The sequence below is a fragment of the Deltaproteobacteria bacterium genome, assembly GCA_016218975.1.
GTDB lineage: Bacteria > Desulfobacterota > Deferrimicrobia > Deferrimicrobiales > Deferrimicrobiaceae > JAENIX01.
In genome coordinates, this window is record JACRCO010000086.1 from 1 (window position 1) to 22,697 (window position 22,697).

Consider the following 22,697-nt stretch of genomic DNA (forward strand, 5'->3'; position numbering starts at 1 on the left):
CGGTAGTTTTTATCATAATGAGCAATATTTAGTATAAATTAGATATAATTAACTCACCTTAATCCGGTGAATGCGAGGTGGATCATGAAATCACGGCCGGCGGCGTTCCTGGCGGTAGTCATGCTTGCTGCATTTCTTTCGATCCCCGGCCCGGCGCCTGCCGAAGAGGGCGCCACCCCTGCCGCGGGAGCGGCGGCATATCCCGACGGGCTGGTCTACACCGTCGCCGAAGGGGATACCTTGTGGGATCTTTCCGCGAAGTATCTCGGGTCCCCATGGAAATGGCCGGAGCTCTGGGAGAAAAACCGTTTCCTTACGAATCCGCACTATATTTATCCCGGAATCAGGCTTGTAATCTTCCTGCCTCCGGGAAAGGAAATCGCCCTGCCGATGACGGGAGCCCCTGAAGAGGGGGCCGCAGGCGCCGACGTCGCCGGGAAGCCGCAGGCGACCGCCGCCGGGCGGGGCGCCGCCGTAAAGCCGCCGACGCTTGCCATTTCCCCGTCGGAATATGTGCGCGCAGGTGAATTCGTTAAAGAGGCGCAGGCCGGCATAGGGCGCATACGGGGAGGGGATGAGCCGAAAGTGGCGTATTCCGACGGAGACACCGTGTATATGAAGCTCGGCAAGGATATTCCGTCCGGGCAGCTCCTCGGCGTGTATCGCGTTCGCGGTCCGATTGACGCACCGGGCGACCGTCCCGTTTCCGGATACGCCGTGTATCTTGTGGGACTCATTCAGTCGTTGGGAAAGAAGGACGGCGAATCGGCCGGGATCGTGCGGAAATCCTTCGAAGACCTTTTGCGCGAGGATATCCTCCGCGAGGAGATTCCCTCCTACGTTCCGGTAGTGTTGTCCCGCGTGAAGGGTGACAAGCTCGAAGCGAACATCATATCGGGGCAATGGGAAAACGAGGAATTGGCGGACGGTAATTTCATCTTCCTGGACCGGGGAGCAGCCGCCGGAGTCGCCGTGGGGGACGTTTTCCTGGTTCTGGATGAATGGGGCAGGTCGCTCGAGGGCAGCGCGGGGGCGGGGACCAGTGTCCCCGTCGAAGTGGCCGAGGCCGTCATCGTCCGCGTGTCGCGAGATTTTTCCACGGGATATATCTTGAAGAGCCGGCAATCCTTTTCCGCCGGCGCCAGGGCTGTTCGGGGGGGACCGGGGCTGCGGTAGGAGAGCCGGCCGAAGGTGGCGGGCTCGTCTCCGGCACGCCTTTTGATCGGACGGAAGACGATATGGAAGCGTCCGATCCGATGCCGTTCGAATCAGCCTCTCTCGATATCCTCCTCAGGCTCTGCCAGGTGGAGGGCTTTACGGTACGGCATCTCCGCTCGCTGCGGCAGGAGAGCCGATATCCGTGCCTTCCCGAAATGGAGGGGGGAGACCTCCAGGGTATACTCCGTAAAGGGATCGATGCGCTCACTTCTACCCGGGCGGGGGAAAAAGCGCTGGGTATCCGCGAAGCATGTTGCAGGGGCGGCATCCGGATCGTTCCCTTCGGTTCCGGGGATTACCCTCCCTTGTTGCGCGGCATTCCCGACGCTCCGCCGGTGCTTTTCCTTGTGGGGGGGAACATCGCGCTCGAAAATTCCGTGGCGATCGTCGGGAGCCGCTCCCCCACCGATGCTGCAGTCGAGTTCGCGGGCCTGCTCGCCTCGGACCTGGCCTGCGCCGGATGGACTATAGTGAGCGGAATGGCGCGGGGAATCGACGCGGCTGCTCACGAGGGCGCCCTTCGAGGAGGCGGAACGACGCTTGCGGTACTCGGTTGCGGCGTCGACATCGTCTATCCTCCGCAGGCTGCGGGACTGCGAACGCGGATCCTGCGCCGGGGCGGACTCCTTTCGGAATATCCTCCCGGGACCAAGCCGTTGCCTTACCGTTTCCCGGCGAGGAACCGGATCATAAGCGGCGTCTCGCGGGGCGTCGTCGTCGTCGAAGCCGCTGCCCGCAGCGGCGCCCTGATTACCGCCCGCATCGCCCTCGAACAGGGGAGAGAGGTCATGGCGGTGCCGGGAAACCCGATCCACGCCCATACGGCGGGCAGCAACCGGCTGATCCGGGACGGCGCAATCCCGGTGACCGGGGCTGAAGACGTTGTCGCCGCGCTCGGCTGGATCCAACCGGTCCCGCCGAGTGGAAGCAGGGAGCGCCGTATAATGGATTTCCTCGACAAGGCGCGGCGAGTAGACGATATCGCGGAGGCCCTTGACATCCCACCGCAAGAGCTGCTTCCCTGCCTGCTGGAAATGGAGATGGCGAAATTGCTTGAAAGAGGAGCGGGGGATTATTATAAAAAAGCGTCGGAATCACCGGGAGGGATCTCCCGTTATTGATATGGAGGAAGAATGGCCAGGTCGCTAGTCGTCGTCGAATCGCCCGCAAAGGCCAAGACGATACAGAAGATATTGGGCAAGGGATACCAGGTTCTTTCATCGATGGGGCACGTCATGGACCTGCCGAAGAGCCGGCTCGGGGTGGATGTCGAGAACGGTTTTACGCCCAGGTACATAGTCATAAAGGACCGCAAGAAGGTTTTGGGGGAAATCCTGGAAGCTTCACGCTCCGTGAAAACCGTCTACCTTGCGCCCGACCCCGACCGGGAAGGTGAGGCGATCGCGTGGCACATCGCCGATGCCATCCGGTCCGACAACGGCAAGAAGAAGAAGAAAGGAAAGGCGGCGCCTAAACCGGCTGCCGAGATCATGCGGGTGCTGTTCCATGAAATCACGAAGAAGGGAATCACGCTGGGGATGGCGGCCCCGCGCTCTCTCGACCGGAACAAGTACGATTCCCAGCAGGCGCGACGTATCCTCGACCGGCTCGTCGGGTATACCCTTAGCCCGCTCCTCTGGTCCAAGGTCAGGCGGGGCCTTTCGGCGGGCCGGGTGCAGTCGGTGGCGGTGAAGATCGTCTGCAGCCGCGAAGGGGATATCGCCGCCTTCGTTCCCGAGGAATACTGGTCCCTGTCGGCGCGCCTCGCGGGAGAGTCGCCCCCGCCCTTCCTCTCCCGCCTTGTGGAAGCGGGCGGCGAGAAGGTGCGGCCGAGGAGCGAGGGGGAAACCCTGGAACTTAGGAAGGCCGTGGAGAACGGCCCCTTCGTCGTCCGGGAGATCAGGAAAAAATTGCGCCGGCGCTCCGCCCCCCCGCCGTTTACGACATCGAAGATCCAGCAGGAGGCGGCCAGGGTGTTGAGGATGCCTCCGTACAAAACGATGATGGTCGCCCAGTCCCTCTACGAAGGGGTGGACATCCCAGGGGAGGGACTCGTCGGCCTGATCACCTATATGCGGACCGACTCCGTAAGGGTCGCGGAAGAAGCGGTGAGCGCGGCCAGGGAATATGTCCTGGCGGCGCACGGGGAAGCGTACCTTCCCCAGGCGCCGAACGTTTTCCGTAACCGGAAAACCGCGCAGGACGCCCACGAAGCGATCCGGCCCACCTCGATGGAGCACTTTCCGGAGAAGCTCAAGTCGATACTTTCCCGCGATCAACTCCGGCTTTACCGGTTGATCTGGAACCGCTTCGTGGCGTCGCAGATGGCGCCGGCCGAATTCGAGCAGACCGCGATCGACATCCTCTGCGACCCCGAGGGGGGAATCGCCGGCGGCTACCTCTTCCGGGCGACTGGGTCGGTGCCGAAATTCATGGGATACCTCGAAGTGTACCAGGACGGCGGCAACGGCAACGGACGGCAGGCGGGGCAGGGCGCCTCTGAAGGAGACGCTTCGGGCGGCAACGGCGGGGAGAACGGGGAGACTGACGGGGAAAAGGCGGAAGGGAACCTGTTGCCGGTTCTCTCCGAAGGAGATCGCCTTGACCTGAAGGAACTGATCGGGGCGCAGCATTTCACCCAGCCGCCTCCGCGTTTCTCCGAAAGCTCGCTTATCAAGGAACTGGAGGATCAGGGGATCGGCCGCCCCTCGACGTACGCGTCCATCGTGAAGACGATAAAGGACCGCGGCTATGCCCGGCTCGAAGAGGGCAGGTTCCATCCGACGGAGCTTGGCCGGGTCGTCACGGGATTGCTGGAGGAAAGCTTTCCCAAGGTCATGGACGTCGCATTCACGGCCCGGATGGAGGAAGAGCTGGACCAGATAGAGGAGGGAGAGCGGGAATTCACCCAGGCGCTTACGGACTTTTACGGGCCGTTTTCCGAGGAACTGGAGCGGGCGAAGCTCTCGATGCCGATGGTGAAGGACGAGCTGATCGCGACGGGAATCTCCTGCAGCGCATGCGGCGGGGAAATGGTGATCCGATTCGGGCGCGCAGGGAAATTTCTCGCTTGCCGGAATTACCCCGAGTGCCGCAATACCGCCAATTTCCGCGAGACCGCGGAGGGAAAGATAGAGATACTTCCCGACGAAGAAGCCGGAGTCGCGTGCGACAAGTGCGGCAAGCCGATGGTGATACGTAGATGGAAGGGTGCCAGGTACATCGCCTGTTCCGGTTACCCCGATTGCCGGAACAGCCGTCCGTTCCCGATCGGCGTCGCCTGCCCCGAGTGCGAAGAAGGGGACATCGTCGAGAGGACTTCCCGCATGGGAAAGGTCTTCTACAGCTGCTCGCGTTTTCCCGAATGCCGCTTCGCATCATGGAGCCGCCTCGTTCCGGGGCAATGCCCCGTTTGCGGCTATAAAGCTATGGCGGAGAGGGTCCGGAAAGGCGGCCTGACCGAGATCGTCTGCGCCCGGAAGGGGTGCGGTTCGAACAAGGCGAAAAAAACCGCGGCGGGGGAGTGACCGTTTGAAACATCGCCTCCTGGTGGTGGACGACGAGCAAAGCCTGCGGCAGTTCCTTACGCTTTTCCTCCAGAAGGAAGGATACGAGGTGGACGTCGCCGCCTCACGCATCGAGGCGGAGAAAACGATTCGGGAAAACGTATACGACCTCGTAATCACCGACATGCGCATGGCCGCCGAGGACGACGGGTTAAGGATCCTGCGCGCGGCGATCGAGATGTCTCCATCCACCCAGGTGATCGTGCTTACGGCTTTCGGCACGATCGAAGGCGCCGTCGAAGCCATGAAGCTCGGGGCCTATAATTACATCGTCAAGCCGTTCAACAACCAGGATCTGCGCGACCTTATCCGCGGTGCGCTGGCCAGCAGGGAAACCGCCGTCGAGCGGCGCCGGGCGCTCCGCCAGGAAATACAGGGGAAATCCTCCTTCGAAGGGATCGTCGGGCGCAGCGAAGCGATGCTCATGGTCTACGAGCTCATAGATCGGGTCGCCCCTACTAACGCCAACGTGATGATCCTGGGAGAAAGCGGCACGGGGAAGGAGCTTATCGCCTCCGCCCTGCACGCCCGGAGCGAACGAAAGGACGCCCCCTTCATAGCGATCAATTGCGCCGCTATACCGGAAACGCTTATGGAGAGCGAGCTTTTCGGCCACATGCGGGGTGCGTTCACTGGCGCCGTTCAAACCAAGCGCGGGCTCTTCGAGGCAGCACACAAGGGTACGTTGTTCCTCGACGAAGTGGGAGAAATCCCGGCGAACATGCAGAGCAAGCTGCTTCGGGCGATCCAGGAGCGGGTTTTCAGGCGCATCGGCGGCAACGAGGACATTTCGATCGACGTCCGGATCGTGTGCGCTTCGAAGCGTAAGCTCGAAGAGGAGATGAAGGCGGGGCGTTTCCGCGACGACCTGTATTTCCGCCTGAACGTCATCCAGATCGTCGTGCCCTCCCTGCGTGAGCGAAGGGAGGACATACCCGTTCTTGCGCAGCATTTTCTAGATAAATATGCGAAACTGATGGGCAAGCCGATAGCCCGGATGGACGGGGGAACTATGCGGTCCCTGCTTGCCTACGATTACCCGGGGAACGTGCGGGAACTGGAAAATATCATGGAAAGGGCGACGATCATAGAGACAAAAGATGTCATATCGATTGCTTCCCTCCCTCAAAATGTGACAAAAATTGACAGTTCCGCCGGTGAAGCTGCGGTGTTCATACCGGAAGCGTTCGACGTCGAGGGAAGTTCCCTCGATACCGTGGTCGACCGCCTCGAAAAAGAACTTTTATTGAAGGCACTTGAACGGTCGGGAGGGAACCGCACGGAAGCCGCGAAATTATTGAATATCTCCTTCCGCTCCATGCGATATCGGCTCGACAAGCACGGGATCGAGTAGATGGCATGGTTTATGCGTTATAAAATATCCCGGAATATTCCGGGAAACAGCGAGGGGCTAAAATGACCGGGAATAAAAGGGGTTTTAGCCTGGTTGAGCTTATGATAATCGTCGCGATTATCGGGATTATCGTGACATTGGCGATTACCACCTATATGAATTTCATCGTGAAAAGCAGGAGATCCGAGGTCAGGTACAACCTGGAAGGGATCTATAAAGCCGAATTATCCTGGTACGGTGAATATAATTATTTTTCAGACAGTTTTTCGACAATTCGCTGGCAACCCGAGGGAGTATGCCAATACACGTATTTTTTAGGTGGAGCAGAATATAAGGGCAAGGACATACTTGCGAATCCTGAACCGACCGCTCCTTCTCCGCCGATAGTGCCTGCCACGGTTGCCGGCAGCTCTTTCACTGCAAAAGCATGGGGAAATATCGACAACGATCCAACTTTTGACGTATGGCACATAAATGATGTAAAAGATATGCAGAATACGGTTGATGACCTTTCGTCTTGAATTGGCACCGCGGTTGCAAGATTTTTTGACGGATTCGATGAAAGGCAATCAACCCGCGGGAAAGGAGAAAACCATGCGGATCGGAAAAAAGGGATTCACACTGATCGAGTTGATGATCGTCGTGGCGATCATCGGCATCCTGGCGGCAATCGCGATACCTAACTTCCTCAAGTTCCAGGCGAAATCAAAACAGTCCGAGGCGAAAACGAACCTGAAGGGGATCTACACGGCGGAGACATCGTACTTTGGTGAACAGAATACTTACGGCAACTTGACCGCTGTGAGTTGGGTTCCTGTAGGCAGGACACGTATTTATGGGTATACGATCCAGACCACTCCGATAACCGGTGGCGCTGCCGATACCGACCTCATGAAGCCGGCGACCACTGCCCTTACCGGCACACAGACCCTTGTTGTAACGCCGGGTTTTGCCTCGAACGCCTTCACCGCATCTGCGGCGGGCAACATCAGCACCGGCGGCACACAGGACACCTGGTCCATAAACGACGTAAACTCGCTGGTCAACAACACGACTGGGCTCTAGTAGCACGCAAGGATTTCTCAAGAGGATCGGGGGCGTCTCGTCCCTGATCCTTTTCATTTTGTTCTTCTCGGCCGTTGCGCACGGCGGCGAGACCCCCGTCTCTCTATTCGTCATCCGGCTGGCGGCGTTTTCCCTGGCTGGGGTCGCGCTTTGGCGTTCCCGAAAGGAATATCCCCTGTGGCTGCCGGTCGACATCTCCGTAACTGTTTTCCTGTTTTATGTCACGCTCTCGACAACCTGGGCGGTTTATCCGTGGTCGGCGCTCCAGTATGCGATGAATGTGCTGGCGGCGGCGTCGGTTTACGTTTTGCTTCGGGTGCAATGGATGGAGGGCGACACGGGGAAGCATGCGGAGCGCCTGCTTCTTGTCATGGTGGTTGCGGGAATCGTGCAGTCGGCCTGGGCGTCATATCAGTATCTCTACGGACAGCCCGGGCGTGCGAGCGGATCGTTCGCCAATCCCAATCACCTGGCCGGCTTTCTCCTTTTCGGGGTAGCGGCGGCCGTACACTTCCTGAAAAGAGAGGTCGACAGGCGCAATGCCGCAGGAATATTCGTATTCGGTGCCTTCGCTTTTCTGATGGCGTGCAGCGTGGTTCTTACGAAGTCGCGGGCGATGATTCCGGTGATTGCCGGGGCCTTCCTGTTCCTGTTGTTGGCCTTGCGGGGGAGGAATGCATACCGATTCCTGGCGGGAGCGACGGCGAGCGCGGCAATCCTTGCGGCCGTGGCAGCGCCGCGATTTTCCGCCCTGGTCGATCCGTACGCGTACAGCCGCTGGAAAATATGGAAGGCGGCGGTGCGGACGGCGCTTGACCATCCGCTTGGCGCAGGCCTCGGCGGGTTCAAGTTCTTCTGGCTTCATTACCGGGATCCGATCGAAGGGGCGGTATTCCGGTACTGGAAAACCGCGGATACGGCACACAGCCAGTTCTTCGGGTTTCTTTCGGAGCTTGGGTTCCCGGGTGTTTTCCTTGCGGCGACGGCGGCCGTGTCTGTCCTTGCTCTTGTTCTGCGGGAAAGCCGGAGGGAAGACCGCATTCTTCCATTGTCCCTGATTCCGCTGGCCGCAATGATCCACGCGTTTTTCGACGTGAACCTGGATATTCCGGGCATAACCCTGCCCGTGGCTGCCTGTACCGCCCTGCTGGCGAACCGGAATATGGGAAGCCCCCGGAGAGGCATCTCCGTTTCCCCGGTCATCAAGTCGGGCATTTCGCTTATTCTGCTCCCGTGTCTTGCGTATTCCGTAGCGACGTTTGCGGGGCATCGCCGGTATGCGGATGGCGTGGAATTTCTCCGGAAAGGCGACACGGAAAGGGCAATGGAGGGTTTTTCGGAAGCGAGCCGCATTGATCCTCTCAACTCCGGCTACCCCGACGCTGTGGCGTCGGTGCATTACCGGAGATTCCTTGCAAGCCGGCATCCGCAACACCTGGCGGCATCGGTCGATGCCGAGCGGAGAGCGATTTCCGCGAGCCCATGGAATCCATACCATTTGTCCCAGGCGGGATTTCTGATGGGAGAGTTGTCGAAAACGTTTCCGGACGGGGAGTCCCGGCGGCGATTGCTGTCATTATCGATATCCACGCTTGAGGAAAGCCTGCAGAGGAATCCCAACGACATCGTTGCGCAAATGAGAATGGCCGACGTTCTTCGAATTTCGGGCATGGAGATGGGCGCGCGCGATATATTGGAAAAGCTGATTGCCGTCGAGCCCAACGCCGTTCGAGCCTACGTAATGCTCGCCGACGTTGAGGCATCGGCATATCCCGGGAAAGCCGCGGAGCTTTACCGAAAAGCAATTGCCTTGTCCATGGAACTTGAGGGAAAATCGCTCGAGCCTTCGCTTCGGGAATTCGTGGAACTGGACCGGGACGCAATCCGGCAACGCGTCGAAATCCTCGAAAGCGACATTTCAGGCCGCATCTCGCGGGAGAATGATAAAATCCGAACGCGATAGCAGGTTCGGAGGAAGGGTTTGGCGGAAGAACGTTCGATTTCGTATTCGAGGGGAGCGGCAGGGTGGATTGCGTCACTCATCCTCTTCGCGGGATCCGTCCATTTCTCCTCCCATATCGCCCTGGAACGGAAATCCGCCGTACCGAGTGCGGGTCCGCACGCCGAATCCGGTCTTCTGGAGGAGCTCAGCCGCCGGCCTTCGCTCGCGTTCGGATTCGGGAATTTCCTGGGAGACGTGGTCTGGCTGAAGGCGGTGCAGGTATCGGGGGCCCTGAGTATGTCCCGTGCCGACTACGATCGGCTTTATGTTCTTCTAGACACCGCCATAAATTTCGATCCCAGGTTCACGGTCCCCTACCTTCTCGGCGGGATGATCCTCGGGGATTCGCCGAACCATACCGGCGCTGCGCTCCAGGTGCTTGCCCGGGGTCGTAAAAACCACCCTTCGGAATGGAGGATTCCGTTCTACATCGGTTACATTCGATATTTTTCCCTTGGCGACCCCGTCCGTGGCGGCGAGGCGTTGTTCGAAGCGTCGCGTATTCCGGGAAGCGCCCCATACTTGCCGTTGCTGGCGTCGCGGATGCTTTCCGAGGGAAGGGCGCCCGCGACTGCGCTTGCGTTTCTGGAAAGGATGATGGACCAGGAGACGAATCCCGCCCGCAGGGAAACGCTTGATCGTCGAATGCGCGAAGTGATTGTGGAGCGTGACGTGCAGATGCTGGAAAGAGCTGCGGAGGAGTACAGGCGGCGGGAAGGAAGGGCTCCGGAGCGTCTTTCGGATCTCGTGTCGACAGGCATGATATCGTCGGTTCCGAGAGAGCCGAACGGAGGAAGGTATATCATAACGTCCGAAGGCAAGGTTAGGTCGAACAGGGTAAGTACGCGATTGAAGGTGTTCAGGGGGAAATGACCACGGTCCGTCCGATATTGAGCATCGACGGGATTTCCAAGTCGTACCCGGTCGGCTTCACGAGGAAGCGCCACAGGGTGCTTTACGACCTCTCCTTCGCGGTCTGCGAAAACGAAATCGTGGGGTTCCTGGGTCCCAACGGAGCGGGGAAGACGACCACCATCAAGATCGTCAACCGCCTTTCGTTCCCCGATGAGGGCGAGGTTACCGTCTTCGGGGAACGGATCGGGCGGAGGCCGGAGTTTCACCGGCGAATCGGTTTCATGCCCGAGCAGCCCTACTTCTATGAATATCTTACCGGTGTGGAGTTCCTTGGGCTTTGCGGGAGCCTGAGCGGCATGAGGAAGACGGCTATCGCCGTGCGCTCCCGGTCGATGCTGGCGCGCGTGGGACTGGAGGGGGCCGGAAAGACGGCGATCCGGAAGTACTCCAAGGGGATGATGCAGCGGCTGGGTCTTGCACAGGCGCTTCTTCACGATCCCGAGCTTGTCATCCTCGACGAGCCGATGTCGGGTCTCGACCCCATGGGGAGGCTGGATGTAAGGAACCTGATCCTTGAACTGAAAGCGGCGGGGAAGACGGTGTTTTTCAGCACGCATATCATCTCCGACGTCGAGGCGCTGTGCGACCGCGTGATCATGATCGACAAGGGACGCAAGGTGGCGGAAGGCTCGGTAGAGGAGTTGATGGGCGGGGAAGGCGTTCAGTACGTCGAGATCGTGATTTCCCCTGTTCCCTCCTCCGGGTGGATTTCCGCGGCCGGATTGCCTCCCGCCGCAGGCGCCGTTCGCGGCAACACCTTCGTCCTGAAGGCGGGAAGCGTGGAGGAAGCGAACCGGTGGATCGACGGGTTCCGGCGGGCGGGGTCCATGGTGGTATCGTGCGTTCCCGTCAAGAAGCACCTGGAAGAGATCTACGTGGAACGGGTGGGGGGGCGTGGTTAACAGGATACTGTCCATAGCCGCGAACACGTTCCGCGAGACGGTCCGGAACAAAATTCTTTACGCGATTCTCGCGTTTGCTCTTCTGGTAATAATGCTTACCTACTTCCTTGCAGACTTGTCAGTCGGGGAACTGACCCGCATTATAGCCGACGTCGGGCTTGCCTCGATCCACATCTTCGGCGTGATCATGGCCGTCTTCATCGGAATTACCTTGGTCAGCCAGGAAGTAGACCGGAAAACGGTCTACCTGATTCTCTCGAGACCCGTTCCCAGGTGGGAGTTTATCATCGGAAAGGCTTTCGGACTGTCCCTGACGCTTGCGCTCACGACTCTCGTCATGTCAGTGACGTTGTTCCTGGTGCACGCCGCGTACGGCAGGGCGCCGGAAACCGGTATCTTCATCGCTTCAACAGGGATCTACATGGAGCTCGTTGCGCTCATCTGCCTTGCCTCTCTCTTTTCTACGTTCACTACGCCGGTGCTCAGCGCCATTTTCACGCTCTCCATGTTCCTCATTGGACATGTCACCGGGGAGTTGCTCGTTTTCAGCGAACGCGCCTCGTCGGGAATCGCGCGCTCCATATCCAGGATTCTCTTTTACGTCCTTCCCAACCTCGAGAACTTCAACTGGAAGAACGAAGTGGTTTATGAAAAGGTCCGTTCGGCAGGCGTTCTATGGGCGGCGTCCGGTTATCTTTTTTGCTATTTCGCGGGTGTGCTCTGCGTCGCCTGTCTCCTGTTCTCACGGAAAGACCTCAAATGACCGGAGGCGCGGTGTTGGCCGTCGCAGCCTCGTGCGCAGCCTCGCTCACCGCTTCCCTTCTTCTGTCTCTCTACCTGACTCCCATATTCCGGGATTCGGCGCGGAAGTTCGGCGTGCTCGACCGGCCCGACGGGGAGCTGAAGACGCAGAAGGAGCCCGTTCCCTATTTCGGCGGCCTCGCCGTTTACAGCGCCGTCCTGATTCCCGTGGCTATATTCCTTCGGTTCAGCGACCAGTTGATGGGGCTGCTCCTCGCATCCACCCTCGTCGTTCTCATGGGACTCATCGACGACCTCGGCGGTCTTTCTCCCCGGATCAAGCTCATGGTTCAAGTCGTCGCGGTGTTCCTCATGATCAAGTCCGGAATACGGATTCGAATCGATTTCATGCCTCCGCTTGCGTGCATCGCCCTGACGTTCCTGTGGATGATCGTGATGACGAACGGCTTCAATCTCATCGACGTGATGGACGGGCTTGCGGGAGGGGTCGCCTGCGTTTCCTCAGCTGCGATGGCCGTTATATTTTTACTGCAGGGGGAATCGATCGGCGCGATCGTTTGCGTATCGCTGGTGGGGGCGCTCATCGGATTCCTCCGTTACAACCGGCCGCCGGCCCAAATCTACCTGGGCGACGCCGGATCGCTTCTCCTCGGATTCCTGCTGGGCGGCCTTGCCGTCAAATGCGACTACACTTTGCGGAATCCCATGGGATGGCTGACAGCGCTGGCCGTTTTCGCGGTCCCGCTGTTCGAAATCGCTTTCGTGTCCTGGCTCCGCGTACGAAGGGGCGCCTCCATCTTCGCGGGCAGCCGGGACCATTTCAGCCTGCGGCTCAGAAAATGGAGGCTGTCCACGTCGCAGACGGTGGTCTGGAGCTGCTTCGCGGCGGCGTTGTCGTCGGCAATAGGGATCGCGGCGATGCATCTTCGCCCCGCCGTGTCCCTTGCATACTACGCATCCATCGCGGGACTCTTTTTCGCGGTCGCGGCCTGGCTGAAGAAGATCGACATGAGTTTGTAAGAGCGGGCGGAAGGTATGATCCTGGTATTGGGCGGAGGGGTGACGGGACTGGCCGCCGGGACGGCCCTCCAGGCGGCAGGAGCGGAGTTTCTCGTCCTCGAGAAGGAGGCCGAGCCGGGAGGGTGGTGCAGGTCGTTTTCCTCCGGAGGGTACGCTTTCGACCTGAGCGGACACTTCCTCCACCTTTCCGATCCTGCCGCGAAAAGTTTCATTCTCGATGTCCCCGGCGTTCCCTGGCAAAAGGTGGAGAGGGATGCGAGGGTCTGGCTCCGGGAAGTGCTGACGCCGTATCCCTTCCAGGTTCATCTCAAGGGGCACGACCCCGCATTCGTCCGCCGCTGCCTCGCCGATTTCGCCTCCGAGAGGATAAGGGACGCGATTTCCGGGGAAGGGACGCCCGGGAACCTTGCGGAGTGGCTCATAAGGAGATTCGGAAAGGCGATGTGCGAGGCTTTCTTTTATCCCTATAACAGGAAAATGTGGCGGGCACCGCTTTCGAAGCTGGGTCACGAGTGGACTGGATGGTCGGTGCCTGTTCCAAGGTTCGAAGACCTGCTGGAAGGGGCCTCGGGCGGAATTCATAAAGGAATGGGGTACAACGCGGAGTTTTACTATCCCCGCCGCGGGGGGATCGGGAGCCTTGCCAGGGCGTTGGGACGCGGCATTGGAAGCCGGTTGCGCACCGGGGTCGAAATCGAGCGGATCGACCTCAGGCGCAAGGTTGCGTATGCTTCCGGCGGCGAGTCGTTTCCGTTTCGATCGGCGGTCTCCACCGTCCCGCTTCCCCGAATGGCGGCCTTCTCCGGCGGCATTCCTTCTCGGGCGCGCAGGGCCGCGAATTCCCTTTCCTGGGTGAAAGTGCTCGCGATCAATATCGGCGTCAGGAATCCGGGCATGGCGCCGGGGCACTGGGTGTACGTCCCCGAGCGGAGCTATCCGTTCTTCCGGGTCGGATTCCTATCGAACGTTTCCCGTTCGGCTGCCCCCCCGGGCCGCGTTTCGATGTTCGTCGAAAAGAGCTTCCCGTCCTCCGCTCGCGTGAACGTGACGCTTGAAGTCGAGGCGGCCCTTCGCGGGCTCAGGAAAATGGGAGTGCTCAGTGAGGGAAGCAGGATAGAGGAACTCCATCCCGTGATGCTCGATCCGGCTTATGTCCGCTTCGACGGAGCAAGAAAGGGGGCCGTATCCCTCCTTGCGCGTGAGTTCGGGCGGCACGGGGTTTTTCCTGCCGGCCGGTACGGCGCATGGGACTATTACGGAATGGAAAAATCCATGGCGGACGGCATTCGCGCCGCCCGCGAAGCGGTTCGTGCCGCGCGGATGAGATAAGCAGCCGGTGGAAGGCCGGTCCCTTCATGGGAAGCGCGCGTGCGTTGCGCACGTCATTACGCTCCTCGAGTGGGGGGGCGCGCAGGAGAACACGCTCTTCACCGTCGCCAACCTCGATCCGGAACGATTCGACAGGGTCCTTGTCGCCGGCAAGGGGGGGATGCTAGATTCGAGGGCTGCGAGGATCCCGGGCATAAGGTTCCGGCAGGTCGATTCCCTCGTGCGTGAAATCCGTCCCGCGTGCGATGCGCGAGCCTTCATTTCGCTCAGGCGGATTCTGCGTGAGGAGAAACGACGGATGGAAGGAATCCCCCTCATCGTGCACACGCACAGTTCCAAGGCGGGTATCCTCGGGCGGGCCGCCGCGAGGGCGGCAGGCGCCGATGTCGTCCTTCATTCCGTTCACGGCTTCGGTTTCCATGACGGCCAGCGAAAAAGCCTGCGGAGCTTGCTGGTGGGTCTGGAACGCGCCGCATCGCACTGGACGGACGCATTCGTCGCGGTTTCCGAGGAAAACATCCGGACTGGAGTGCGGGAGGGGATCTTTCCGTCAGGCAAGGCGCGGTTGATCAGGAGCGGATTCGAAACCGGCAGGTTTCTTGAAGGATCGCGCGAAAGGGGGCGGCGCCTCCTTGGTCTTCCCGGCGATGTTCCCGTCGTGGGGACGGTAGCGGTATTCAAGCCGCAAAAAGCCCCGCTGGATTTCATCGAGGTCGCGCGCCGTGTGCGGGAACGGATCCCGGCCGCCCGGTTCGTCATGGTGGGAGACGGTGAACTTCGCCGGGAGGTGGAGCGGGCGGCGGAAAAGGCATCGCTCGCGGATAGTCTCGTCCTCGCGGGTTGGCGGGATGAAATTCCGGACCTGCTGCGCGCGTTCGACGTCTTTCTCCTTACGTCGCGTTGGGAGGGTTTGCCGAAGGTGGTTCCCCAATCGCTTCTCTCCGGCGTTCCCGTCGTCGCCACTGCGGTCGATGGAACGCGGGAAATAATCGACGACGGCGTCGACGGCTTCCTGGTTCAGGCGGGGGACGTCGCCGGACTCGCGAACCGCGTTTCGGGGCTGCTGGCGGGGGAACTCAAGGTAAATCCCCTGTCCAGGCGGGCGCGGCTGCTCCGGGAGTTCGACCAGGGGGAAATGGTCCGCGCCCAGGAGCGTTTATACGAAGAACTGTTGATGAAGAAGGGGATCGCGGTTTGACGGCCCTCACTATCCTGGCATTCGTCGCGGGCGCCTGCATCGGCAGCTTCCTTAACGTGCTTATCCATCGGCTTCCCCGCGAAGAGTCTATCGTCAGTCCGGGCTCCCGCTGTCCCGCCTGCGGCCGCGGCATACGGCCGTGGGAAAATATCCCCCTTGCGAGTTTCGTTTTTCTCGGCGGCAGGTGCAAGGGATGCGGGATCAGGATCTCCCTGCGGTATCCGTTCGTCGAGGCGATAACCGCCGCCGGTTACGCGCTCCTTCTCCATTTCGACGGCATGGGATTCACTCTCCTCCGCGATCTTGTCTTCTTTTCCCTCCTGGTGCCGATTACCTTCATCGATATCGATCACCGGATCATCCCCGACGAGCTTTCCCTCGGCGGGCTCGCCGCAGGCGTTCTCCTCTCCTTCCTCCCCGGTGGCGACTGGCAGGGGAGCCTGCTGGGAGGCGTGGTCGGCGGCGGGATCCTGTATGCGACGGCGGTCGCATACGAAAAGGCGACCGGCAGGGAAGGAATGGGAGGAGGCGACATCAAGCTCATAGCCATGATTGGCGCGTTCCTCGGATGGAAAGGGGCGCTGCTGGCCATTTTTTCCGGTTCATTGCTGGGAACGGCGGGTGGTTTGATCGCCATGAGGAAAGGCAAGGATGGGTTGAAGACCGCTATCCCGTTCGGCCCTTATCTCTGCGCTGCGGCCGTGATCGCCCGGTTCCTTGGCGGGACTTTCTGGGGTTTCCTCATGGGTTATTGATCCTGAGAGTTTCGGGTCTCCTTGTCGCGTTTTTCCGCCAGTCTCCTTGAAAGGTCCTGCAGGAGTTCCGCCGTTTCGTGGAAGAAATCGCCGTGGCGGAGCGAGATCTTTTCCGGATATTCTCCGGAAGCGAGCTGCTTCAGGATGTTGTTGATACGGTATATCGGACCGGCGACCCGATGGCTGATATAAAGCGTATAAACGAACACTCCCGCAAGGGTGGCGAGGACCGCCGGCCAAATCCTGTCATGGAGGACGAGAAATTCACGGGCTGCGGGAACCAGCTCATCGGTCTTCGTTCCCGTCGCCAGGCGGAGGACCGACGGCGCGAACATGAGGGCGACGCCGATGAATAGAAAAAACAGATATGCGATCATCATTCGCCAGGCCAGCCCGATCTGGAATTCCCTGTCGATCATTCTGAACCGCTGGCGTTTCACGGGATGAGTCACGTCACCCTCCCAGAGCCGTTTTTGTTATTCTAATATTCGTGCGCCGCGTGTCAAACCACTTCCTTCCCGGGCGGTCCGGTTGAAACGGGACGTTTCGGTGCGGACGGGCGTCGTCATCCAGTTGACGCTTATCGCCGTCGGCTCCCTTTCCCTGCTGGCCCTTTTTTCCCTGAAAGCCATCGAACTCAGCATGGAACGCCGTCATGCCGAGGCGGCGCTTTCGGTCGCATACGCCGTCAGAAGCTCCGTTGAAGCGGCGGGAGAAGGCGGGGTCGCCGGCATGGCAAGAATCCCGGGGGCGGTTTCCGGTCAATCGCCCTATGTGCAGGGGGTGGATCTGCTTCCCGAAGGCCCTCCGGCGGACGGCGTCATCGTCGAACCGGCAGGCGAAACCGCCGGCGGAATACTTTCCGTCCATCCGGCGGTAGATGTGACTCTTCCGCTTGCCGCGGGGACGGATCGCGCCAGGGGAATTCGTGTCCGGTTCTATTCGCCCGGGGTCGTAAAGGAGGCGCGGCACCTCGTCAGGATCGCGGGCCTGCTGGTGGGAGCGGATATAATCGTCATGGTCCTGTTCGGGACGTTCCTCATGGATCGTTCGGTCGTGCGCCCCTTGCGGCGCCTTGCATCAGTAGCCGAAAAGATTGCAGCGGGTGATTACGGCCTGCGGGCGGACGAATACCCGGGGAATGAGGTGGGGCAGCTGGGCGCCTCGTTCAACCGGATGGTCGAAGCGATGCTTTCGGCGAGGGAAAAGGCCCGACGTGCCGAATTCGACGCGTACCGTTCCGAAAAGCTGGCGACGGTCGGACGGCTGGCCGCCGGTGTCGCGCACGAAGTGGGAAGCCCTCTGATGGCGGTGAGAGGGTACGCGGAGTACCTCGGGAAGACTTCCGTGGACAGGGCGGAGCGTGAGGAATGTCTTGGCAAGATCGTCGAGGAGACGCGGAAAATAGAGAATATAGTCCGCGGACTACTGTCGGTGGCTTCCCCGGGGGGGATCGAGGGCGAGGCGCAGGCGGACATTAATGCCGCCGTGCGCGAAACATTGGATGTTCTCTCGTTCAGGAAGATGTTCCGTAATATCGAAATCGATGTCGAATACGGGGAGGTCGGCCGTGCGTGCATTTCCGCAGGGCGGCTTCAGCAGGTCCTTCTGAATCTGGTTCTGAACGCGGTGGACGCGATGGGAGATAGTGGAACGCTCCGGATCCGCACCTTCGAAGTCGTGCCGTGGATTCCGCGGTCTGCCCGCGACGTAAGAAGGCGCGCCACCGATCCATCGAATGTGGATGTCATTACGCTGCGCGGGGGGCGGGAAAAGGCCCAGTCCGAAGGGGTGGCCGTGTCGATCTCGGATACCGGGGGCGGGATAAGCCCCGAAAACCTGGAGATCGTATTCGATCCGTTTTTCACGACAAAGGAACCGGGTAAAGGGACGGGCCTCGGCTTGTCTGTATCACGCGCCATCGTGGAAGGGGCGGGGGGTGAAATTCGCGCCGGGAGCGAGAAGGGCAAGGGCTCGACCTTTACCGTCGTCCTTCCCGTCAGTCCGGCTGCAAGTGCGGCGGCGGCCGCCGGAAGGGAATCGGATGTCTGACCGGGTATTGGTGGTCGACGACGAAGCGGGGATGCGCGATGTGCTCGGTAAAATCCTTTCCTCCGAGGGATACGCGGTTGCGCAAGCCGGAAACGGAAAGGAGGCGCTCCATGCTCTCGAGAGGGAGGCGTTCGATTTCGTCCTCTGCGACATCAGGATGCCGGAAATGGGCGGACTGGAGCTGCTCCGGGAGATCGTCGCACGCAGGATCCGCGGCACCGTGATCATGATGTCAGCGTTCGGAACGTTCGAAACCGCCGTTGAAGCGATGAAATCGGGCGCTTACGACTACGTTTCCAAGCCGTTCATGAGCGATGAGATCCTTTTGACGCTCAGGAAGGCCCGGGAGAGGGAGGCCCTTCGAAGGGAGAACGAGTACCTGAGGAGCGAAGTCGTAAAGGCGCCGCGGCCCGACGACCTGCTGTACGCGAGCCCGGCCATGGCGGAAGTCGTCCGGATGGTGGAAAAGGTAAAGGATTACGATGCCACGGTTCTCGTCACGGGAGAAAGCGGAACGGGAAAGGAACTCGTGGCCCGGATGCTTCATTTTGCCGGACGCCGGGGAAAGGGGCCGTTCGTGGCGATCAGCTGCGGAGCGATCCCGGAAAATCTCCTGGAGAGCGAACTGTTCGGGCACCGCAAAGGCGCGTTCACGGATGCGAAATCGGACCGGGAAGGCCTCATTGAAAAGGCGGGCGACGGGACGCTGTTCCTGGACGAAATCGGCGAGCTTTCCCTTCCGCTGCAGGCCAAATTGCTCCGCGTGCTTCAGGAAGGGGAACTTCGCCGGCTTGGAGACACCGAAATCAGGAAAGTCGACATCAGGCTTGTCGCCGCAACCGCCAGGGACCTGGAGCAGGAGGTGGCGGACGGAAGGTTCCGTGAAGACCTGTTCTACCGGCTGAATGTGATACGGATCCACATTCCTCCATTAAGGGACCGCAGGGAGGATATCCCGCTGCTTGCGCAGCATTTCCTCGGCCGTTTCTCGCAGAAATTCGGGAAGCCCTCAATGTCCCTCATGCCGGAAAGCCTTGAGACCCTGAGGGAATACGATTGGAGGGGGAATGTGCGGGAACTGGAGAACCTGATCGAGCGTTGCGTCCTTCTTTCGGGGGGTAGAGATGTCAGCCGCGAGGAACTGCTTTCCATTTGGAAACGCGGGACCCCGGTGGATCGGAGGGAATCCCCCTCTTACCTCGTACAGGTTCCCGTACCATTGGATCGACCCGATCTCAAGGAGGCGATCCGGGAAGTCGAAAAGCAGCTTATACGGCTTGCACTCGAGCGCACCGGGGGGAACCGGCCGAAAGCGGCGGAGCTTTTGGGTATCAGCCACCCGGCATTGATATACAAGGCGAAGGCTTACGGTTTGAACTGATCATCGGTTTGAATTGATCATAATTTAGTATAATTATGCTAATTTAATATTCAGTTAAAAATCGCTTGACTTAAACTTACAGGGAGGTATGATTTTGCCCAGGGCCCGCACGGGTGCGATTCAAACGCCTTTTCCGATCGGGGGGTTGGTGTCCCAATGATGAAAACGACGAAAGAGAGGACTAAACTGGAAGCCAATAATGTCCGAAAAATCAGGGAAGGGCTGCTGATGAGCAAGGCTGAGCTGGCCCGGCGCGCCGGCGTGTCGGTCTTGACCATCGACCGGGTGGAAAAGGGAATGGCGTGCCGCATGGATACGAAACGCAAGATCATACTGTCCCTGGGGCTCCAGTTGTCCGACAGGGACAAAGTCTTCAAGAAGGAAGACTGATCGCGGGGATGGCGATGGCGATATTCGGATCGAAAGACCTGATCGGCCTGGACATAGGCTCAAGCTCGATCAAGCTTGCACATATCAAGGCTGCCGGGAACGAATACGGCGTGAAGAAATTCGGGGTGTTCCACCTTCCGCCGGATGCAATCGTAGACGGGGCCATAATGGATCATGCCTCCGTGATCGAAGGAATAAAAACTGCCTTGCGCGAGCTGAAAGTGAGGGAAAAGGAGGTGGCCACCTCCCTTTCCGGGCATTCGGTCATAATCAAAAAGGTCGTCCTGCCCACCACGACTCCGGAAAAGCTGGAAGAGTCCATCCAGTGGGAAGTGGAGCAGTACATCCCCTTCGACATCAAGGACGTCAAGATAGACTTCCAGGTGATCGGGCCTCTCAAGGACGATCCTTCCAGGATGGACGTTCTCCTCGTGGCCGTGAAAACGGACCTGGTCAACGATTATATCTCCGTGGTAAAGGATGCCGGTCTGTCCCCGTCGATAGTGGACATCGACTCCATCGCCGCGGGGAACGCGTTCGAGTTCTGCCATCCGGTCTCCGACGAGCAGGTCCCGATGGTGATAAACGTCGGAGCTTCCTTCATGAACGTCAACATCCTCCATTCGGGTGTCCCCCTGTTTACGAGGGACGTGCCGATGGGAGGGGGGATGTACACCTCCGAGATCCAGAAACAGCTTGCCGTGAGCTTCGAGACGGCGGAAGCGCTGAAGGTCGGGGCCAAGGATGCCGCAGACCGCGCCGAGAAGCTGACGGAAGTCATGAAAACCGTTTCCAGCGTCCTCGCCACGGAAGCGCAGCGCTCCTACAACTTCTTTTCGGCCACTTACCCGGACCGGCTTGTCACGAAGGTGTTCCTGACCGGCGGGGCGGCGAAATCCCGGTTCCTGAAGGAAATGATGGCCGAGAAGATCGGCGTCGAAGTCGAGATCTTCAACGCCTTCGAAGGGCTGACGGTGGATGAGCGCCTGGTGGATCCTGCGGTGGTGTCCCGGAATACGACGGCCGCGACGGTAGCGATAGGACTTGCGCTCCGTAACCTGGAGGATCGCCGATGATCCGCATAAACCTGATCCGCGGGAGACGGAAGAAACGCAAGGAGCTGGACATAAATGCCGCCTATCTCGTCCTGCCGCTGCTCATCCTTGCGGGGCTGTTCATGTTCCACAGGATGGAGACCAACCGGATCAAGGAACTGGAGACCGATATAGTCCGCAAGAACGCCGAGATCGAGCGTTTGAAAAAGGAGATAGGAGAGGTCGAGAAGTTCAAGCTCCGGAAGGCGGAACTTCTGCGGAAGGTGGACATCATTTCCAACCTTCAGAGGGGGAGGACGCTCCCGATGAGGGTGTTCGAAACGGTTTCCGCTTCCATACCCGAGAAATGCTGGATCGACAGGATGGAAATGAAGGGCACACAGGTTTCCCTTTCGGGCGTCGCCCTGAACAACCATACGATCGCCAACTTCATGACGGCGCTCGGTCAAAGCGGGCGTTTTCAGAACGTGGCATTGGGATCGGCGGACCAGACGACGGTCATGGGCGTCAAGTTGATGAAATTCAATTTGACGTTCGAGATGATGCCCGGCTGACCGGGGAACGGGAAGAGGTGTCGGGATGGCGTTGAAACTGGGTGATCTCTCTAAAGTCCCGCCGAAGCAGAAAGTGTTCCTTGCCGTGCTTGTCTGCATGCTGATGGTGACGGGATATTACTATCTCTACCACCGTGAACTGGCGGTTCAAAAAGCCGATAAACAGAAGAAGCTGAACGAACTGGACGCCGTAATCAAAATGCAGGCCGACATCGCGAAAAACCTGCCTTCCTTCAAGGCGGAGGTCAGCAGGCTCGAAGAGCAGCTTGGCCTTCTGCTGGAGCAGCTTCCCAACTCCGCGGAGATCCCCAGCCTTCTGAAGAACGTATCGGACCTGGGCAAGGAGTCCGGGCTGGAATTCATCAAGTTCGCTCCCGCCAAGGAGGGGGCGAAGGATTTCTACGCCGAGATCCCGGTCTCCATCGCAGTGAGCGGCGACTTCCACAGCTATCTCCTTTTCGCCGACAAGGTGAGCCACCTGCCCCGCATCGTGAATCTTTCGGAAATTGTCTTCAGCAATCCTAAACCGGCCGGGGAAAACCATATGTCGGTCAGCGTGTCCTTCACCGCCACCACGTACCGGTTCCTCGAGCAGAAGCCCCAGGAAGCTTCCGAAGCCGGAAAAGGAAAAGCGAAATGACCTGGATGACCGCGCGGTCTATTCTTGCAATAGCGGCGGTGTTCGGCCTGTGCGCGGTAGGCACGGCCGGATGCGCGAAGGAGGAGCAGGCGCCGCAGCAAGTCGTGAAAAAGATGGTTCCCAAGGAACAGCCCAAGCCGGCGGAGGGGGCGAAGCCGCTCGATAACCAGGCCGTAAAACCGGCGGCGGCCCTTTACAGCCCCGCGGGGAAGAGGGATCCGTTCGTGCCGTTCGTGAAGGTGGAGCCGAAAGATGTGCGGGCGAGGATGGAGGGCGTTCCCCCGCTGCAGCGGTACGACCTTGGCGAACTCAAGTTCGTCGGGGTCATATGGGGTCCCAAGGCGGCATACGCGCTCGTGGAGGACGCCGAAGGGAAAGGATACACGGTTACCGTGGGGACGAAGATCGGGCGGGGAGGCGGCACCGTTCAGAAGATTTCCGACGGTGAGATGGTGGTGAAGGAAGAACACCGGGACAATACGGGTGCGGTGGTCGTTCGGCGTATTTCACTGAAGTTACAGAGCGCAGGAGGAAATTGA

Annotated in this window: 21 protein-coding genes and 1 pseudogene; 21 read left to right on the top strand and 1 reads right to left on the bottom strand. The window is 59.7% G+C overall.

Going from position 1 to position 22,697, the window contains the following annotated elements; all coding sequences use genetic code 11:
- The first annotated feature begins 84 nt into the window (after positions 1-84).
- From HY896_12555 to HY896_12620, 14 genes and pseudogenes are all read left to right on the top strand, one after another.
- Complete coding sequence (locus HY896_12555; protein ID MBI5577177.1) at positions 85-1,176, top strand: LysM peptidoglycan-binding domain-containing protein; 1,092 nt, start codon at positions 85-87, stop codon at positions 1,174-1,176.
- Positions 1,177-1,238: 62 nt separating this feature from the next.
- Positions 1,239-2,339, top strand: a complete 1,101-nt coding sequence (gene dprA / locus HY896_12560; protein MBI5577178.1) for a DNA-protecting protein DprA — start codon at positions 1,239-1,241, stop codon at positions 2,337-2,339.
- Positions 2,340-2,351: 12 nt separating this feature from the next.
- Positions 2,352-4,745: a type I DNA topoisomerase gene (gene topA, locus HY896_12565; GenBank protein ID MBI5577179.1), complete on the top strand. Its 2,394-nt coding sequence runs from the start codon at positions 2,352-2,354 to the stop codon at positions 4,743-4,745.
- 4 nt (positions 4,746-4,749) lie between these two features.
- A complete protein-coding gene (locus HY896_12570; GenBank protein MBI5577180.1) occupies positions 4,750-6,138 on the top strand; it encodes a sigma-54-dependent Fis family transcriptional regulator in 1,389 nt (462 codons plus the stop codon).
- 62 nt (positions 6,139-6,200) lie between these two features.
- The gene (locus tag HY896_12575) at positions 6,201-6,659 is read left to right on the top strand and encodes a prepilin-type N-terminal cleavage/methylation domain-containing protein (protein MBI5577181.1); all 459 of its coding nucleotides are present in this window, start codon (positions 6,201-6,203) and stop codon (positions 6,657-6,659) included.
- Positions 6,660-6,732: 73 nt separating this feature from the next.
- A pseudogene (locus HY896_12580) lies at positions 6,733-6,918 on the top strand (prepilin-type N-terminal cleavage/methylation domain-containing protein).
- A 343-nt stretch (positions 6,919-7,261) separates the two neighbouring features.
- Positions 7,262-9,166, top strand: coding sequence for an O-antigen ligase family protein (locus HY896_12585; protein MBI5577182.1), 1,905 nt, complete (start codon positions 7,262-7,264; stop codon positions 9,164-9,166).
- Positions 9,167-9,184: 18 nt separating this feature from the next.
- The gene (locus HY896_12590; GenBank protein ID MBI5577183.1) at positions 9,185-10,078 is read left to right on the top strand and encodes a hypothetical protein; all 894 of its coding nucleotides are present in this window, start codon (positions 9,185-9,187) and stop codon (positions 10,076-10,078) included.
- The gene (locus HY896_12595) at positions 10,075-11,022 is read left to right on the top strand and encodes an ABC transporter ATP-binding protein (GenBank protein ID MBI5577184.1); all 948 of its coding nucleotides are present in this window, start codon (positions 10,075-10,077) and stop codon (positions 11,020-11,022) included. Before HY896_12590 ends, HY896_12595 begins: the two co-directional genes overlap by 4 nt.
- Entirely contained in the window at positions 11,015-11,785 is a 771-nt protein-coding gene (locus HY896_12600; protein MBI5577185.1) for an ABC transporter permease subunit, read from the top strand. The genes HY896_12595 and HY896_12600 overlap by 8 nt, the downstream gene beginning before the upstream one ends.
- A complete protein-coding gene (locus HY896_12605) occupies positions 11,782-12,804 on the top strand; it encodes an undecaprenyl/decaprenyl-phosphate alpha-N-acetylglucosaminyl 1-phosphate transferase (protein MBI5577186.1) in 1,023 nt (340 codons plus the stop codon). The genes HY896_12600 and HY896_12605 overlap by 4 nt, the downstream gene beginning before the upstream one ends.
- A 15-nt stretch (positions 12,805-12,819) precedes the next feature.
- Positions 12,820-14,133: an FAD-dependent oxidoreductase gene (locus HY896_12610; protein ID MBI5577187.1), complete on the top strand. Its 1,314-nt coding sequence runs from the start codon at positions 12,820-12,822 to the stop codon at positions 14,131-14,133.
- A gap of 7 nt (positions 14,134-14,140) precedes the next feature.
- The gene (locus HY896_12615; GenBank protein ID MBI5577188.1) at positions 14,141-15,331 is read left to right on the top strand and encodes a glycosyltransferase; all 1,191 of its coding nucleotides are present in this window, start codon (positions 14,141-14,143) and stop codon (positions 15,329-15,331) included.
- A complete protein-coding gene (locus HY896_12620) occupies positions 15,328-16,086 on the top strand; it encodes a prepilin peptidase (GenBank protein MBI5577189.1) in 759 nt (252 codons plus the stop codon). The genes HY896_12615 and HY896_12620 overlap by 4 nt, the downstream gene beginning before the upstream one ends.
- Here the strand turns inward: HY896_12620 and HY896_12625 are convergent.
- A complete protein-coding gene (locus HY896_12625) occupies positions 16,080-16,538 on the bottom strand; it encodes a hypothetical protein (protein ID MBI5577190.1) in 459 nt (152 codons plus the stop codon). The two genes, HY896_12620 and HY896_12625, sit on opposite strands and share 7 nt — an antisense overlap.
- A gap of 79 nt (positions 16,539-16,617) precedes the next feature.
- On the opposite strand from HY896_12625, the gene HY896_12630 reads away from it, so the two are divergent.
- The 7 genes from HY896_12630 (at position 16,618) to HY896_12660 (ending at position 22,697) form a co-directional block, all read left to right on the top strand.
- A complete protein-coding gene (locus tag HY896_12630; GenBank protein ID MBI5577191.1) occupies positions 16,618-18,138 on the top strand; it encodes a HAMP domain-containing histidine kinase in 1,521 nt (506 codons plus the stop codon).
- A complete protein-coding gene (locus HY896_12635) occupies positions 18,131-19,519 on the top strand; it encodes a sigma-54-dependent Fis family transcriptional regulator (GenBank protein ID MBI5577192.1) in 1,389 nt (462 codons plus the stop codon). The genes HY896_12630 and HY896_12635 overlap by 8 nt, the downstream gene beginning before the upstream one ends.
- Before the next feature lie 159 nt (positions 19,520-19,678).
- Complete coding sequence (locus HY896_12640) at positions 19,679-19,909, top strand: helix-turn-helix domain-containing protein (protein ID MBI5577193.1); 231 nt, start codon at positions 19,679-19,681, stop codon at positions 19,907-19,909.
- Between the two features lie 14 nt (positions 19,910-19,923).
- On the top strand, positions 19,924-20,985 hold the full coding sequence (gene pilM / locus HY896_12645) for a type IV pilus assembly protein PilM (GenBank protein MBI5577194.1): 1,062 nt from the start codon (positions 19,924-19,926) through the stop codon (positions 20,983-20,985).
- Positions 20,982-21,518 (top strand): PilN domain-containing protein, encoded by a 537-nt coding sequence (locus HY896_12650; protein MBI5577195.1) that lies wholly within the window; start codon positions 20,982-20,984, stop codon positions 21,516-21,518. The genes pilM and HY896_12650 overlap by 4 nt, the downstream gene beginning before the upstream one ends.
- 25 nt (positions 21,519-21,543) lie before the next feature.
- Positions 21,544-22,158, top strand: a complete 615-nt coding sequence (pilO, locus tag HY896_12655; protein ID MBI5577196.1) for a type 4a pilus biogenesis protein PilO — start codon at positions 21,544-21,546, stop codon at positions 22,156-22,158.
- Positions 22,155-22,697 (top strand): pilus assembly protein PilP, encoded by a 543-nt coding sequence (locus HY896_12660; GenBank protein MBI5577197.1) that lies wholly within the window; start codon positions 22,155-22,157, stop codon positions 22,695-22,697. Before pilO ends, HY896_12660 begins: the two co-directional genes overlap by 4 nt.

What these genes read in the sequence shown, in the direction of transcription:
- HY896_12555 (MBI5577177.1), top strand. Translation starts at nt 85, where the DNA reads ATGAAATCACGGCCGGCGGCGTTCCTGGCGGTAGTCATGCTTGCTGCA.
- dprA (MBI5577178.1), top strand. Translation starts at nt 1,239, where the DNA reads ATGGAAGCGTCCGATCCGATGCCGTTCGAATCAGCCTCTCTCGATATC.
- topA (MBI5577179.1), top strand. Translation starts at nt 2,352, where the DNA reads ATGGCCAGGTCGCTAGTCGTCGTCGAATCGCCCGCAAAGGCCAAGACG.
- HY896_12575 (MBI5577181.1), top strand. Translation starts at nt 6,201, where the DNA reads ATGACCGGGAATAAAAGGGGTTTTAGCCTGGTTGAGCTTATGATAATC.
- HY896_12595 (MBI5577184.1), top strand. Translation starts at nt 10,075, where the DNA reads ATGACCACGGTCCGTCCGATATTGAGCATCGACGGGATTTCCAAGTCG.
- HY896_12605 (MBI5577186.1), top strand. Translation starts at nt 11,782, where the DNA reads ATGACCGGAGGCGCGGTGTTGGCCGTCGCAGCCTCGTGCGCAGCCTCG.
- HY896_12610 (MBI5577187.1), top strand. Translation starts at nt 12,820, where the DNA reads ATGATCCTGGTATTGGGCGGAGGGGTGACGGGACTGGCCGCCGGGACG.
- HY896_12635 (MBI5577192.1), top strand. Translation starts at nt 18,131, where the DNA reads ATGTCTGACCGGGTATTGGTGGTCGACGACGAAGCGGGGATGCGCGAT.
- HY896_12640 (MBI5577193.1), top strand. Translation starts at nt 19,679, where the DNA reads ATGAAAACGACGAAAGAGAGGACTAAACTGGAAGCCAATAATGTCCGA.
- pilM (MBI5577194.1), top strand. Translation starts at nt 19,924, where the DNA reads ATGGCGATATTCGGATCGAAAGACCTGATCGGCCTGGACATAGGCTCA.
- HY896_12650 (MBI5577195.1), top strand. Translation starts at nt 20,982, where the DNA reads ATGATCCGCATAAACCTGATCCGCGGGAGACGGAAGAAACGCAAGGAG.
- pilO (MBI5577196.1), top strand. Translation starts at nt 21,544, where the DNA reads ATGGCGTTGAAACTGGGTGATCTCTCTAAAGTCCCGCCGAAGCAGAAA.
- HY896_12660 (MBI5577197.1), top strand. Translation starts at nt 22,155, where the DNA reads ATGACCTGGATGACCGCGCGGTCTATTCTTGCAATAGCGGCGGTGTTC.